Source organism: Lichenibacterium dinghuense, from assembly GCF_021730615.1.
Taxonomy (GTDB): domain Bacteria; phylum Pseudomonadota; class Alphaproteobacteria; order Rhizobiales; family Beijerinckiaceae; genus Lichenihabitans; species Lichenihabitans dinghuensis.
Map to the genome: position 1 here is coordinate 1,852,488 of NZ_JAJLMN010000001.1, position 13,266 is coordinate 1,865,753.

At 72.6% G+C, this 13,266-nt stretch carries 13 protein-coding genes; 7 read left to right on the forward strand and 6 right to left on the reverse strand.

Going from position 1 to position 13,266, the window contains the following annotated elements:
• Window positions 1-51 precede the first annotated feature (51 nt).
• Window positions 52-648 carry a GNAT family N-acetyltransferase gene (locus L7N97_RS08980; RefSeq protein ID WP_428980969.1) on the reverse strand — a complete coding sequence of 199 codons (597 nt, stop codon included), beginning with the start codon at window positions 646-648 and terminating at the stop codon, window positions 52-54.
• 157 nt (window positions 649-805) lie between these two features.
• Window positions 806-1,936 (reverse strand): type III PLP-dependent enzyme, encoded by a 1,131-nt coding sequence (locus tag L7N97_RS08985; RefSeq protein ID WP_237477971.1) that lies wholly within the window; start codon window positions 1,934-1,936, stop codon window positions 806-808.
• Window positions 1,937-2,615: 679 nt separating this feature from the next.
• On the opposite strand from L7N97_RS08985, the gene L7N97_RS08990 reads away from it, so the two are divergent.
• Window positions 2,616-3,587, forward strand: a complete 972-nt coding sequence (locus L7N97_RS08990; protein ID WP_237477972.1) for a D-2-hydroxyacid dehydrogenase family protein — start codon at window positions 2,616-2,618, stop codon at window positions 3,585-3,587.
• A gap of 458 nt (window positions 3,588-4,045) precedes the next feature.
• Here L7N97_RS08990 and proB read toward each other — a convergent pair whose 3' ends face one another.
• Window positions 4,046-5,176 (reverse strand): glutamate 5-kinase, encoded by a 1,131-nt coding sequence (proB, locus tag L7N97_RS08995; protein WP_237477973.1) that lies wholly within the window; start codon window positions 5,174-5,176, stop codon window positions 4,046-4,048.
• Window positions 5,177-5,394: 218 nt separating this feature from the next.
• Between proB and L7N97_RS09000 the strand changes: the two genes are divergently transcribed.
• A complete protein-coding gene (locus L7N97_RS09000) occupies window positions 5,395-5,817 on the forward strand; it encodes a DUF1810 domain-containing protein (RefSeq protein ID WP_237477974.1) in 423 nt (140 codons plus the stop codon).
• 77 nt (window positions 5,818-5,894) lie between these two features.
• Entirely contained in the window at window positions 5,895-6,224 is a 330-nt protein-coding gene (locus L7N97_RS09005; RefSeq protein WP_237477975.1) for a PDDEXK family nuclease, read from the forward strand.
• Here the strand turns inward: L7N97_RS09005 and L7N97_RS09010 are convergent.
• The 3 genes from L7N97_RS09010 to L7N97_RS09020 all read right to left on the reverse strand — a co-directional run bounded on the left by L7N97_RS09010 (window position 6,175) and on the right by L7N97_RS09020 (window position 9,967).
• Window positions 6,175-7,158 (reverse strand): magnesium transporter CorA family protein, encoded by a 984-nt coding sequence (locus L7N97_RS09010; protein WP_237477976.1) that lies wholly within the window; start codon window positions 7,156-7,158, stop codon window positions 6,175-6,177. The genes L7N97_RS09005 and L7N97_RS09010 overlap by 50 nt on opposite strands.
• A gap of 126 nt (window positions 7,159-7,284) precedes the next feature.
• A complete protein-coding gene (locus L7N97_RS09015) occupies window positions 7,285-9,063 on the reverse strand; it encodes a cation:proton antiporter domain-containing protein (RefSeq protein WP_237477977.1) in 1,779 nt (592 codons plus the stop codon).
• A 49-nt stretch (window positions 9,064-9,112) separates the two neighbouring features.
• On the reverse strand, window positions 9,113-9,967 hold the full coding sequence (locus tag L7N97_RS09020; protein WP_237477978.1) for a uracil-DNA glycosylase: 855 nt from the start codon (window positions 9,965-9,967) through the stop codon (window positions 9,113-9,115).
• Between the two features lie 120 nt (window positions 9,968-10,087).
• Between L7N97_RS09020 and L7N97_RS09025 the strand changes: the two genes are divergently transcribed.
• The 4 genes from L7N97_RS09025 (at window position 10,088) to L7N97_RS09040 (ending at window position 13,221) form a co-directional block, all read left to right on the forward strand.
• The gene (locus tag L7N97_RS09025; protein ID WP_237477979.1) at window positions 10,088-10,600 is read left to right on the forward strand and encodes a hypothetical protein; all 513 of its coding nucleotides are present in this window, start codon (window positions 10,088-10,090) and stop codon (window positions 10,598-10,600) included.
• Between the two features lie 108 nt (window positions 10,601-10,708).
• Window positions 10,709-12,403 carry an electron transfer flavoprotein-ubiquinone oxidoreductase gene (locus L7N97_RS09030; protein WP_237482122.1) on the forward strand — a complete coding sequence of 565 codons (1,695 nt, stop codon included), beginning with the start codon at window positions 10,709-10,711 and terminating at the stop codon, window positions 12,401-12,403.
• Window positions 12,404-12,460: 57 nt separating this feature from the next.
• On the forward strand, window positions 12,461-12,829 hold the full coding sequence (locus L7N97_RS09035; RefSeq protein ID WP_237477980.1) for a nucleotidyltransferase domain-containing protein: 369 nt from the start codon (window positions 12,461-12,463) through the stop codon (window positions 12,827-12,829).
• Window positions 12,826-13,221: a HEPN domain-containing protein gene (locus L7N97_RS09040; protein WP_237477981.1), complete on the forward strand. Its 396-nt coding sequence runs from the start codon at window positions 12,826-12,828 to the stop codon at window positions 13,219-13,221. Before L7N97_RS09035 ends, L7N97_RS09040 begins: the two co-directional genes overlap by 4 nt.
• The last annotated feature ends 45 nt before the right edge of the window (window positions 13,222-13,266 follow it).

Consider the following 13,266-nt stretch of genomic DNA (forward strand, 5'->3'; position numbering starts at 1 on the left):
CGACGGGCCCGCAAGGACGCCGCTTCCGGGCAGCAGGGAGGACGGACCGCGCTACGCCGCCCGGCGGAGGGGCTCCCCGCTTCGGCGCTCGCCGACGATCAGGCCCGTGGCGACCACCCGGCCCCGCGCGCCGGCGAGCCCGCCGGGCCGCAGTTCCAGGCCGAGGAAGCGGGCGAGGTCGACCGGGCCCGGCAGCACGAGCCGCTCGACCGGCGCGCGGCTGAAGCCGAAGCGCGCGTAATAGGGCGCGTCGCCGACCAGCATCACGCCGCCGTGGCCGAGCCTTCCGGCCCGCCGCAGCCCGTGGGCGATCAGCGCGCCGCCGATGCCGGCCGAGCGGTGGCTCGCCGCGACCGCCAGCGGCCCCAGCATGAGCGCGGGGCGGCTGCCGCATTCGACGTGCCAGAAGCGCAGCGTGGCGACGACCGTGCCGCCGTCGACGGCGACGAGGCTCAGTCCCTCGGCCGGGCGGCGCCCCTCGCGCAGTCGCTCGCAGGTCTTGGCGAAGCGGGCCGGGCCGAAGCTCGCGTCGAGGAGGGCTTCGCGCGCCGCGACGTCGCCGGCGCGCTCGTCGCGCAGGCGAAAGGCGGCGGGGCGCAGGGCAGCGAGCCCGGCGGCGGCCAGGGCGGGAAGGGTGCGAGACATCATGGGGCGAGCCCTCGATCGACGCGGACCAGCGCATGTCATGCTGCTGCTGACATGTGCCGACTCAGGAATCCGAGCCTGCGACAGGCTCGGGGCCGGCCGCCGACGGAACGGCGGACGGGGCGATCGGTTCCGGCCCGGCGCTCCGCCGGGCGGGACGTCAGATCACGTATGACTTCAGCGGGGGGAAGCCGTTGAAGCCCACGGCCGAATAGGTCGTGGTGTAGGCGCCGGTGCCCTCGATCAGCACCTTGGAGCCGATCGCCAGCGACACCGGCAGCTCGTAGGGCTCGCGCTCGTAGAGCACGTCCACGGAGTCGCAGGTCGGCCCGGCGATGATGCAGGGCTCGGTGGCGTCGCCGTCGAACTCGGTGCGGATGGGGTAGCGGATCATCTCGTCCATGGTCTCGGCGAGGCCGTTGAACTTGCCGATGTCGAGGTAGACCCAGCGCATGCGGTCCTCGTCGGACTTCTTCGAGACGAGCACCACCTCGGCCTCGATCATCCCGGCGTTGCCCACCATGCCGCGGCCGGGCTCGATGATGGTCTCGGGGATGCGGTTGCCGAAGTGCTTGCGCAGCGCCTCGAAGATGGCCTTGCCGTACTGGCGCACGGCGGGGACGCTCTTCAGGTACTTGGTCGGGAAGCCGCCGCCGAGGTTGACCATCTGCAGGGCGATGCCGCGCTCGGCGAGGTCCTTGAAGATGGCCGCCGAGGCCGCCAGCGCGCCGTCCCACATGCGCGGGTTGCGCTGCTGCGAGCCGACGTGGAACGACAGGCCGTAGGCGACGAGGCCGAGGCGGTGGGCGTGCTCCAGCACGCGGCCGGCCATGTCGGGCGCGCAGCCGAACTTGCGCGACAGGGGCCACTCGGCGCCCGAGCCGTCGCACAGGATGCGGCAGAACACCTTGGCGCCCGGCGCCGCGCGGGCGACCTTCTCGACCTCGGCCTCGCAGTCCACCGCGAAGAGCGACACGCCATGGGCGTGGGCGCGGGCGATGTCGCGCTCCTTCTTGATGGTGTTGCCGAAGGAGATGCGCTCGGGCGCGGCGCCCGCGGCCAGCACCTGCTCGATCTCGACCACGGAGGCGGTGTCGAAGCAGGAGCCGAGCCCGGCCAGGAGGGACAGCACCTCGGGGGCCGGGTTGGCCTTCACGGCGTAGAAGACGCGCGTGTCCGGCAGGGCCTTGGCGAAGGAATTGTAGTTGTCGCGCACGACGTCGAGGTCGAGCACCATGCAGGGCCCGTCTTCGGTGCGGCGGCGGAGGAAGTCGACGATACGGTCGGTCATGGCGGCATCCCTTTTGGCGCCGCGGGGCGCCGGAACTGACTGGAAAGGGTGCGGGGACAGGTCGTCGATCGCTCGCGCGGTGGAGAACGCGAGGCGTCGAGAGGACGTGGCCGACCGCGACCGGCCCGGCCGTCGGCCCGCGGATGCGGGCCGGCGACGCGCCGATCTGATGCTGCGCCGTCAGCTCCGCGCGCCGCGGCGTCTGCCGCTTCGTGAAGAGCCATCGATTGGAAGGAAGGGTTCCCTCCGCACGCCCGGCAAGAAAGACAAGCCTCTTCGGTACGCCGGCCTTTGGAGGGCCGACAGAGACGAAAAAGCCCGGTCCGTCGTTGCTTTAAGTCGCGTCCCCCGTTTGAGACGGGGTTCGCCGGTTCGCCTCCGGCTGCCGGTTGGAACTGACGGTTTATCGGCCTCTTGTCCGAACCCCGCCAACCGACACACGACCACAGGCACGTGCGATTTGGGCAAGGGGAGAGATAAGGAAAAGCGCCGCGGCGCACAAGCCTTTTTTCGGCGCTTTTTCGCCACGGCGCGGGCCGCTCAAGCTTCGGAAAGGCTTCGCGAAATCCGCGCTCCCGGGTTCGGCGTTTCCCGGCCTTCGATCCCCGCGTGGCCCGTCGGCGTTGACCCGCCGGCCGGCGCATTCCGACGCCGCGCTCCCGCGACCTTCCGGTGACGCATGACAGATGGATCCGCCCCGCTCCGCATCGCCGTCCTCGACGACTACCAGGGCGTGGCCCGCGGCTTCGCCGACTGGGACAGCCTCGCCGGCACTGAGACAACGTTCTTCCACGACCACGAGTCCGACCCGGCGGGGCTCGCGGCGCGCCTCGCGCCCTTCGACATCCTCGTGCTGACGCGCGAGCGCACGCCGCTCGGCGCGGAGCTCCTGGCCGCCCTGCCCCGCCTGAAGCTCGTCGTCACGATGGGGCTCTGGAACGCGGCGATCGACGTCGCGGCCTGCGCGGCGCGCGGCGTGCCGGTCTGCGGCACGGCGGGCGGCGAGCCGGACGCCACGCCGGCCCTCGCCTGGGGCCTCGTGCTCGGGGTGACGCGCGGCATCGCCCGGCAGGCCGCCTCGGTCGCGGCCGGCGGCTGGCAGGTCGGGCTCGGCACCGACGTGAAGGGCAGGACGCTGGGCATCCTCGGCCTCGGCAAGATCGGCCGGCGCGTCGCCGAGTTCGGCCGCGTCTTCGGCATGCGGTGCGTCGCCTGGAGCCAGAACCTCAGGGCCGAGGACGCCGCGGCGGTCGGCGTCGAGCGCGTCGAGAAGGACGCGCTGTTCCGCGAGGCCGACGTTCTGACCGTGCACCTCAAGCTCGGCGAGCGCACGCGCGGGCTCGTCGGCGCGCGCGAGCTCGGGCTGATGAAGCCCACCGCCTACCTCGTCAACACGTCGCGCGGGCCGATCGTCGACGAGGCGGCGCTGGTCGAGGCGCTGCGGGCCGGGCGCCTCGCCGGCGCGGGGCTCGACGTGTTCGACACCGAGCCGCTGCCCGAGCACCACCCGCTGCGCACCATGCCGACCGTGCTGGCGACGCCCCACATCGGCTACGTCAGCCGCGCCACCTACGAGGCCGCCTTCCCGCAGATGGTGGAGTGCATCGCGGCGTGGCGGCGAGGCGCGCCGGTGCGCGTGCTGGAGGGATAGCACGCGCCGATCCGTGCAGGCATTCAGCGGCGAGAAGCGGATACACGGGAGAGATGCGCCATGGTGCGACGCGCGAGGGCAACTGGGCGGCGGGGGTCATGGCTCGCCGAAGTCGATGGCGAAATATACCCCTGCGTTCATAAGCACTGGTTCCGAGGTGGCCGTTATGACGATCCCGAACTCCGACCCGGCGACAGAAAGAGCGAAGAACTTGTCGCATTCCTTCGTCAGAGGAAAGCGGCCGTCTTAACCGATGACGCGGTAACTGAGCAAGATGGCGGACCACTCGGCTTCAGGCGCCTGGGATACATCGCATTGTGGTCGATCGACAGCATAGAGTTCGATTCGGCTGGTCTACGCTTTCGTTTCACGAGCCGACTGGCAGAGCTTTGAGGATGCATAGAACACCTCCGAATTGATAGGTTCGGCTCAGTGACGGTTCGAATCTGCCGCGGATCCTACTCCCCCCGGAGCGCCATGTCGTCCCGGTGGATCATCGCGGCGCGGCCGGTGGCGCCGGTCAGCCCCTCGATGTCGCGGCTGTTGCGGCCGACGAGCAGCAGGGCGTTGGCGCTGTCGAAGGCCGACAGCCCGCGGCCGAGCTCGCTGCCGTGGGGATCGAGGATGCGCAGGCAGTCGCCGCGCGCGAACTCGCCCGTCACCGCGACCACGCCCGCGGGCAGCAGGCTCGCCCCCTGCCCGAGCGCCCGCGCGGCACCCTCGTCGATGATGAGCGCGCCGCGCGGCTCCAGCGTGCCGCCGATCCACACCTTGCGGGCGGCGCGGGGATTCGACGCCGTGGTGAACCAGGTGCAGCGCCCGCCCTCGCGGATGCGGGCGAGCGGCTGGAACACGCGGCCGTCCGCGATCACCATGTGGGTGCCCCCGGCCGTGGCGATCTTGGCGGCCTCGACCTTGGTGCGCATGCCGCCGCGCGAATAGATCGAGGCCGCGCCGCCCGCCATGGCCTCGATGGACGCGTCAATCCGCTCGACCACGGGGATCAGCGTCGCGGACGGGTCCTGCGCCGGGGGCGCCGTGTAGAGGCCGTCGATATCGCTGAGCAGGACCAGGAGGTCGGCCGACGCCATGGTGGCGACGCGGGCCGCCAGGCGGTCGTTGTCGCCGTAGCGGATCTCGCTCGTCGCCACCGTGTCGTTCTCGTTGATGACCGGCACGGCGCGGAGCCCGAACAGCCGCTCCATCGTGGCGCGGGCGTTGAGGTAGCGGCGGCGCTCCTCCGTGTCGCCCGGCGTCACCAGCACCTGCCCGGCCGTGATGCCGCGCGCGCCCAGCACCTCGGCCCAGATGCGCGCCAGCGCGATCTGGCCGACCGCGGCGGCGGCCTGGCTGTCGTCGAGCTTCAGCGCACCCGGGGGCAGCTTCAGCACGCGCTGCCCGAGCGCCACCGCGCCCGACGACACGACCGCCACGTCCGCCCCGGCGCGGTGCAGCCCCGCGATGTCGTCGCCGAGCGCCTCCAGCCAGGCGCGCTTGGGCGTGCCGGCGGCGGCGTCCACCACGAGCGACGAGCCCACCTTGACGACGATGCGGCGGAAGCGGTCGAGCGTGGGGAGGGGCGGAGTCATCGGGGTCCGGGCGGTGCGGCGGCGGGGTGTCCCGTCTAAGCAACCCCCCGCAGCTTGTCACACACAAGCTGCGGGGTCAGCGTCGCGGCCATGAGCGGCTCGAAGCGGATGCCGACCCGGTGGAACCTTCGGGCCGGTGCGGCGCGCATCGGGATGGCCCGGCGCAACGCGGGCGCCGGGCCGGGCATTGGAGGCGCAGCCGAGGAGCGAGGCGCGCCATGGACGACCCCCACGACCTGCAGCGTTTCATCGCCGCGCAGGCCCCGGTCTTCGACGCCGTGCTGGCGGAGCTGGAGGCGGGGCGCAAGCGCAGCCACTGGATGTGGTTCGTGTTCCCGCAGGTCGCGGGCCTCGGCTTCAGCGCCATGGCGCAGCGCTACGCGATCCGCTCGCTCGACGAGGCGCGGGCCTATCTGGCGCATCCGGTGCTCGGCGAGCGGCTGCGGCGCTGCACCGGCCTCGTGCTGGCCGTCGAGGGGCGCGGCATCACGGCGATCCTGGGCTCGCCCGACGACGTCAAGTTCCGCTCGTCGATGACGCTGTTCGGGCGCGCCGCGCCGGACGACGCCCTGTATCGGGCGGCGCTCGACCGCTGCTTCAGCGGCATCCCCGATCCCGAAACGCTGGCGCGGCTGGGATAGGCGGCGTTCTCGGGAGCGCTTTGACGGGCGTCGGGGAACCGACAGGCTCGCCACACCTGCCAGTGCGGAGCATCGCCATGTCGCTCGCGAAGGGAGCCGAACCCGGCCGGTCCTGGATGCCGGTCGAGGACTTCCGCGCCTTCCAGACGACGCGGCCGGACGGGGAAGGCTGGGAACTGATCGACGGGGTGCCGGTGATGATGACGCCGACATCCGTCAACCATGCCCGCATCGCCGGCAACGTCGAGCGCCTCCTGTGCGATGCTCTCGACGCCTTCGATCCGGCTCGGACGGCGCTGCACGGTCGCCGATGTCTACCGGGGCACGCCGCTGCTGCGCGGCCTCGCGCGGCCCTGATCAGAACCAGCCCTTCACCCGGAGCCACACCATCGGCACCACGATGCTGAGCACCACGAGGAACAGCCCCCACTGGTAGCCGTAGGCCCAGTCGTATTCCGGCATGTTCTTGAAGTTCATGCCGTAGAGCCCCACCACGAAGGTCGGCGGGATGCCGACCACGGAGATGATCGTCAGCAGCTTGAAGGTGCGGTTCTGCTCGATGTTGATGAAGCCCAGCGTGGAGTCGAGCAGGAACTGCACCTTGTCGGTCAGGCGCGTCTCGTAGTCGCCGAGCGCCGCCACGTCCTGGCGCAGGATCTCGATCCGCTCGCGGTGGTCCTGGCCGATGCGGTCGCCGCCCTTGTTGGCCAGGAAGACGAGGAGGCGCGACAGGCCGAGCAGGCTGTCGCGGGCGTGCGAGGTGGTGTCGCCGCTGCGCCCGATCACCTGCAGGGTTTCCCGCAGGCGGCGCTCGATGCGGATCGGCTTCTGCCGCCCGTCGCGCTGGGCGATGTTGAAGATCCGCTTCGACACCGCGTCGAGGTCGGCCCCCACCGCCTCCATGCCGTCCGCCATGCGGGCGATGATCCCGTCGAGCAGGCCGAGCAGCGCGTCCACCGGCCCGTCGAGCGGGGCCGCGCCCTGCCGGCCCGCCACGTAGTCCGAGAAGCTCTTCAGCGTGTGGGCCCGCACCGTCACGAGGCGGTCGGGGCCGAGCACGAAGCCCACGGGCGTCGTGTGCAGCAGGCCCTCCTCGCGGTAGAGCACGGGCGTCGACATCATCAGCACGCCATCCTCCGCGACGAGGCGGCTCGACGGCTCGATCTCGGCGAGCTGGTGCGGGCGCGGCAGGATGAAGCCCGTGGCCCGCTCGACGCGGTCGTCCTCGGCGTCCGAGGGGTCGATCAGGTCGATCCACAGCGTGTCGTCGCCCAGCGCGAGCGGCGTCGCGGCGGGCGGGATCTCGCGGGCCGAGGCCGCGGGGTCGTAGAGCGTGATCATGGACGATGGGGCCTCGACGCGGGTGTCCGGAGGCGCGCGGCCTGCGGCGCCCCGGCAAACTGATATCCGAAGGTCCGGGGATCCGCCCCGTGCCCCGCGGAGGGCCGGGGGCCCTCCGATCCCGGATCACGAGCGTTTGAGCGGGCGCCGGATCGCGCGCCGCTCGCGGCCGTCGGGGCGCGGCTCGTTCAGCAGCTTGCGGAACTCGTCGCGCTTCTCGTGCACGGAGGCGATCACGTAGCCGGCCGCCACCCCCATGTCGACGAGCGCCGCCTCGCTGAGCTGCAGGCTCGCCTCGATGGTCTCGGGCACGGCGTCGGTGGCGCCGAGGTCGTAGAGGCGGCGGGCCTGCTCGGCGTCCCGCGCGCGGGCCACGATGGTGAGGTCGGCCCGCCCCGCCCGCGCGGCCTCCACCACCTCCTCGGCGACGCGGGGGTCGTTGAGCGTCACCACGAGCCCGCGGGCCGCGCCGAGCCCGCACTTCTCCAGGAAGTCGTGGCGCGTGGCGTCGCCGTAATAGACCGGGACCCCGGCGTCGCGCTCGCGCCGCACGAGCCGCGGGTCGCCGTCCACCGCGATGAACGGCAGGCCGTGCAGCGCCACCATCTCGCCGACGAGCCGCCCCACGCGGCCGTAGCCCACGATGATGACGCGCGCTTCCCCGTCGTCGGGCGGCGGCTCGGAGGGGACCGGCACGGCCGCGGGCCGCCGCCCGAGCCGCTGGCCGAGGCGGGCGAGGGCCGGGATCAGCATCATGGTGAGGGTCACGGCGACCACGGTGACGTGGGCGACCTCGCCCGGCAGCAGGCCGGCCGCGGCGGCCTGCGCCACCAGCACGAAGGCGAACTCGCCCGCGGGCCCCAGGAGCAGCGCCACCTCGCCCGCCACGCCGCGCGGCAGCCGGAAGGCCCGCGCGAGCCCGTAGACGACGAGCGCCTTGAGGGCCACCACGCCGAGCACGAGCGCCGCGATGACATCCGGCCGCGCCGCGATGGCGCCGAGGTCGAGCCGCACGCCGATCGACACGAAGAACAGCCCGAGCAGCAGGCCCTTGAAGGGCTCGATCGTCACCTCGATCTCGCGGCGGAACTCGGTCTCCGCGAGCAGCAGCCCGGCCAGGAAGGCGCCGAGCGACATGGACAGGCCCCCGGCCACAGCGACGGCGCCGGTGCCGATGACGACGAGCAGGCAGGCCGCCATGAACAGCTCGGTCGACTTCGTCGCCGCCACGACGTGGAACAGCGGGCGCAGCACCAGCCGGCCGAGGAACACGATCAGCGCCAGCGCCAGGACGGCGGGGCCGAGCGTGAACAGCAGCGCCACGCCGAGGCCGCCCTCGCGCGGCGCCGACAGCGCCGTCACGGTGAACAGCAGCGGCGCCACCGCGAGGTCCTGGAACAGCAGCACGGAGAAGACGGTGCGGCCCGCGGAGGAGTTCAGGTGCTTGCGCTCGGCCAGCACCGGCACGGTCACGGCGGTGGAGGACAGCGCCAGCGCCAGCCCCAGCACGACCGCGGCGGGGGCCGACAGGCCGAGCATCACCGCGGGGGCGACGACGACGGCGGCCGAAAGCAGGAGCTGCAGCGCGCCGAGGCCGAACACCAGGCGCCGGAGCCGCGACAGGCGCTCGAAGCTGAGCTCCAGCCCCACCATGAACAGGAGGAACACGACGCCGAACTCGGCGATGCCGTCGAGGGGGCTGTCCTCGCCGATCGACAGGGCCGACAGCGCCGGCACGATCCGGGCCAGCCACCCGAGGCCGTAGGGCCCGAGCGCCACGCCGGCGATGAGGAAGCCCAGCACGGGCGACACGCGCAGGCGGTGGAACAGCGGCACCGCGATGCCCGCCGTGCCGAGAAACAGCAACGTTTCGCGCGTGCCCTCCGGTATCGCCTGCCCCGCCATGCCGCCCCCTGACCCGCCTCCCCTGTTTGACGGGATCGGGCGCGGCCGATCAAGCGGAAGCGTCGAGCGCCTTGCGCAGGGTGCGCAGGTCCGCCCAGGCGAGCTTCTTGTGGGCCGGGGTGCGCAGCAGGTAGGCCGGGTGGAGCATCGGCAGGGCGCGCACGGTGCGGCGCCCGGTGTCGTAGTCGTGCCAGCGGCCGCGCAGCCGCATGATGCCCTCCTTGGCGCCGAGCAGGCTCTGCGCCGCCGGCCCGCCGAGGCAGAGCAGGAAATCCGGGTCCGCCAGCTCGATCTGCCGCGCGATGAAGGGCCGGCAGATCGCCACCTCCTGCGGGGTCGGCGTGCGGTTGCCCGGCGGGCGCCAGGGCACGACGTTGGCGACGTAGACGGCCGACCGGTCGAGCCCGATGGCCTTCAGCATGCGGTCGAGCAGCTGGCCCGACCGGCCCGAGAAGGGCCGGCCCTGGCGATCCTCCTCGGCGCCCGGCGCTTCCCCCACGGCCATGACGCGGCCCGACGGCTCGCCGTCCGAGAAGGCGAGGCGCGTGGCCGTGCCCTTGAGGCTGCAGCCCTCGAAGGCTTCGAGCACGGCCTTCAGCTCGTCGAGGTCGCGCGCTTCGGCGGCCGCCTCGCGGGCCGAGCGCGCCGCGAGCTCCGCCGACAGCGCCGCGGCGCCCCCGACGAGCGGCGGCGCGGCCAGCCCCGGCAGCCCCGGCGCGGCGAGGCCGGCCGGCGCGCGGCGCGGCGCCTCGGCCGAGGCTTCCGGCTTCGGGGCGGCGGCCGCCGCCGCGGCCTCGGCGAAACGGTCGTGCGGCTCGGCGTCCACCGCGATATCGACGCCCATGTCGACGTACCAGCGCAGCAGCGCTTCGAGTTCGTCGCGGGCGGCGGCGTCGAGGGTCATCCTCCCTCTTAGGACGGTTTGGTACGGCGTTGAAGGCCGCGGCCGACGCGGCGGGCGCGGCGAAACAAGGCGGCCGCCTCGACGTTTGATGCGTCGAACCGCCGACGGAGACCGAGACGCATGGGCCTTTCCCCTCGCCGAGCCGCGCTCGCCCTGGCCTGCGCGGTCCTGCCGGGCGCCGTGATGGCGCCCGGCCTCGCCCACGCGGCCTTCGAATGCCCCGTCGCGGCCCCGGCCGCGACGAAGCCGCTGCCGGGCGACCTCGGGCAGAGCCTCAAGCCCTACGACGATCCCCGCGCCGACCCCGCCCTCAAGGCCGACATCGCCGCCATGAAGGCGGAGGGCATGCCGAACGGCGAAGTGGTCGACCACGTCGTCGCCGCCTATTGCCCGGTCGTCGCCGCCGTGCCGAAGCTCACCGACGCCGACAAGGACGGCCTCGTCCAGCGCTTCGCGTCCCACCTCGTCCAGGTCGTCTACGCGCCGGCGCACGGCACGGTGGAGGACATCATCGTGGACGTCCCGGTGCCGACCGACCTGTATTCCCGGATCACGGAAGCGGCGGAGCAGCACAAGCAGACGCGGGACGCCTTCGTGCTCGCCGCGCTGCGGAAGGCCGCCGGGACGCCGTGACGTCGGGGCCCCGTCGCGACCCGCCGGTCGCAGGTGCCGCATTTGCACGCCCGGTCGCCCGTCACTAGATGAACCCCTGTCAGCGGGCGAGCAGGGGACGTGACGATCATGGCGCAGGGCGACGGCGCGGCGGGCGGCTTCGAGGCGCCGGCGCGCGAGGCGATGGAGTTCGACATGGTGGTGGTGGGCGCCGGGCCCGCGGGCCTCGCCAGCGCCATCCGCCTGAAGCAGCTCCGGCCCGACCTCGCCGTCGTGGTGCTGGAGAAAGGCGCCGAGGTCGGCAGCCACGTGCTGTCCGGCGTCGTGGTCGACCCCGCCGGCCTCGACGCGCTCCTCCCCGACTGGCGGACCCACGACGACCGCCCGCTCACGGTCGAGGTCAGCGACGACCGCTTCTACGTCCTCGGGCCGGCGGGCGGCCTGCGGCTGCCCAACGCCCTGATGCCCAAGCTGATGAGCAACCACGGCAACTTCGTGGGCTCGCTCGCCAACGTGGCCCGCTACCTCGGCCGCCGGGCCGAGGCGCTCGGCGTCGACATCTACCCCGGCTTCGCGGCCGTCGAGGTGCTCTACGGCAGCCGAGGCGAGGTGGTGGGCGTCGCGTCGGGCGACATGGGCGTCGGCCGGGACGGCGCCGTGACGGACGGCTACACGCGCGGCATGGAGCTGCGCGCCAAATACGTGCTGGTGGCCGAGGGCGCCCGCGGCTCGCTCGCCAAGACGCTGATCCGCCGCTTCGCGCTCGACGCGGGGCGCGATCCCCAGAAATACGGCATCGGCCTCAAGGAGCTGTGGGAGGTGCCGGCCGAGACGCACAGGGCCGGGCTCGTGCAGCATTCCTTCGGCTGGCCGCTCGGCAACCGCACGGGCGGCGGCTCCTTCATGTACGGGATGGAGGACAACCTCGTGAGCGTGGGCTTCGTGGTCCACCTCAACTACGAGAACCCGACGCTGTCGCCCTTCGACGAGTTCCAGCGCTTCAAGACGCATCCGATGATGGCCGACACGCTGAAGGGCGGGCGGCGCATCGCCTACGGGGCGCGCGCCATCACGGAAGGGGGCTGGCAGTCGGTGCCGAAGCTCAGCTTCCCGGGCGGCGCGCTGGTGGGCTGCGCGGCGGGCTTCGTCAACGTGCCGCGCATCAAGGGCTCGCACAACGCGATCCTGAGCGGCATGATGGCGGCCGAGCACGCCGTTGAGGCGCTCGACGCCGGCCGGGCCAACGACGAGCTCGGCTCCTACGAGGCGGCGTGGCGGTCCTCGGCGATCGGCACGGACCTGCGCCGGGTGCGCAACGTGAAGCCGCTGTGGTCGCGCTTCGGGACCATGCCGGGCGTGGCGCTCGGCGGCCTCGACATGTGGTGCCAGCAGCTGTTCGGCGGCTCGCCCTTCGGCACGCTCTCCCACGGCAAGCCGGACCACGCCACGCTGAAGCGGCTCGACGAGGTGAAGCCGATCGCCTACCCGAAGCCGGACGGGGTGCTCTCCTTCGACAAGCTGTCCTCGGTCTACCTGTCGGGCACGAACCACGAGGAGAACCAGCCGGCCCACCTCGTGCTGGCGGACCCGTCGCTCCCGATCGCGCGCAACCTGCCGCTCTACGGCGAGCCGGCGCGGCTCTACTGCCCGGCGGGCGTCTACGAGGTGGTGTACGGCGACGAGGCGAAGAAGAGCGAGCCGCGGTTTCAGATCAACGCCGGGAACTGCGTGCACTGCAAGACCTGCGACATCAAGGACCCGTCGCAGAACATCACCTGGATCCCGCCCGAGGGCGGCGGCGGACCCAACTACCCCAACATGTGATGGGCCCCGGCGCCCGTCGGTGATAGTCTCCGCCTCGTCGACGAGGGAACGACACCGATGACGGCGCAGCCTGCCCCGATCGCCTCCGCGCCGCCCGTCGATGACATGACGCTGCGGGCGGCGCGACGCTTCCTCGCGTTGGTCGGCGAGCGCTATCCCGTGCGCGAGGCCTACCTGTTCGGCAGCCGCGCCCGCGGCACCCATCGTCCGGACAGCGATGCCGATGTCGCCGTGGTGCTCCGCGGCGAGACGGATGACCGCGGCGCGGCCGTCCTCGACATGGCGGACGTCGCCTTCGACGTGATGATGGACCTCGACGTCCTGGTCGAGGCGACGCCGCTCTGGGAGGGGGAGTTCGACGACGCCGAGAGCGGGCTGACGCGGTATCTCGTCCGCGACATTCGCCGCGACGGCATCCGCCTGTGAGCGACCCCGACTACGCTGCGGCCTATCTCGCGAAGGCGGCGCGCACCCTCGCGAGCGCCCGCAACATGCTGGCGATCGGAGACGCCGAAGGGGCATGCAACCGTGCCTATTATGCGATGTTCAACGCCGCGCATGCCGCGCTCTACGGTGCGGGTTTCGGTGAACAGACGGCGGCGATCAAGACGCATTCCGGTCTCCTGTCCTTCTTCGGGCAGAAGATGGTCGGCACGGAGCGCCTCGCCGGCGAGTACGGGCGCGCGATCAACAGGACGGGCCGGCTACGGAGTTCGGCGGACTACATGCTCGACCCGCCCTCCCTGTCCGAGGCGACGTGGGCGGTGCGGGCCGCCGAGGAACTCATCGAGGCCGTGCGGACCATGGCTCCGTCATGATCGCCATCCGTCCAGGTCTGCCGCGCAGCCGGTCCGGCCCGGGCC

Coding starts and splice junctions, on each gene's coding strand:
- L7N97_RS08980 (WP_428980969.1), bottom strand. CDS start 648: ATGATGTCTCGCACCCTTCCCGCCCTGGCCGCCGCCGGGCTCGCTGCC.
- L7N97_RS08985 (WP_237477971.1), bottom strand. CDS start 1,936: ATGACCGACCGTATCGTCGACTTCCTCCGCCGCCGCACCGAAGACGGG.
- L7N97_RS08990 (WP_237477972.1), top strand. CDS start 2,616: ATGACAGATGGATCCGCCCCGCTCCGCATCGCCGTCCTCGACGACTAC.
- proB (WP_237477973.1), bottom strand. CDS start 5,176: ATGACTCCGCCCCTCCCCACGCTCGACCGCTTCCGCCGCATCGTCGTC.
- L7N97_RS09000 (WP_237477974.1), top strand. CDS start 5,395: ATGGACGACCCCCACGACCTGCAGCGTTTCATCGCCGCGCAGGCCCCG.
- L7N97_RS09005 (WP_237477975.1), top strand. CDS start 5,895: ATGTCGCTCGCGAAGGGAGCCGAACCCGGCCGGTCCTGGATGCCGGTC.
- L7N97_RS09010 (WP_237477976.1), bottom strand. CDS start 7,158: ATGATCACGCTCTACGACCCCGCGGCCTCGGCCCGCGAGATCCCGCCC.
- L7N97_RS09015 (WP_237477977.1), bottom strand. CDS start 9,063: ATGGCGGGGCAGGCGATACCGGAGGGCACGCGCGAAACGTTGCTGTTT.
- L7N97_RS09020 (WP_237477978.1), bottom strand. CDS start 9,967: ATGACCCTCGACGCCGCCGCCCGCGACGAACTCGAAGCGCTGCTGCGC.
- L7N97_RS09025 (WP_237477979.1), top strand. CDS start 10,088: ATGGGCCTTTCCCCTCGCCGAGCCGCGCTCGCCCTGGCCTGCGCGGTC.
- L7N97_RS09030 (WP_237482122.1), top strand. CDS start 10,709: ATGGCGCAGGGCGACGGCGCGGCGGGCGGCTTCGAGGCGCCGGCGCGC.
- L7N97_RS09035 (WP_237477980.1), top strand. CDS start 12,461: ATGACGGCGCAGCCTGCCCCGATCGCCTCCGCGCCGCCCGTCGATGAC.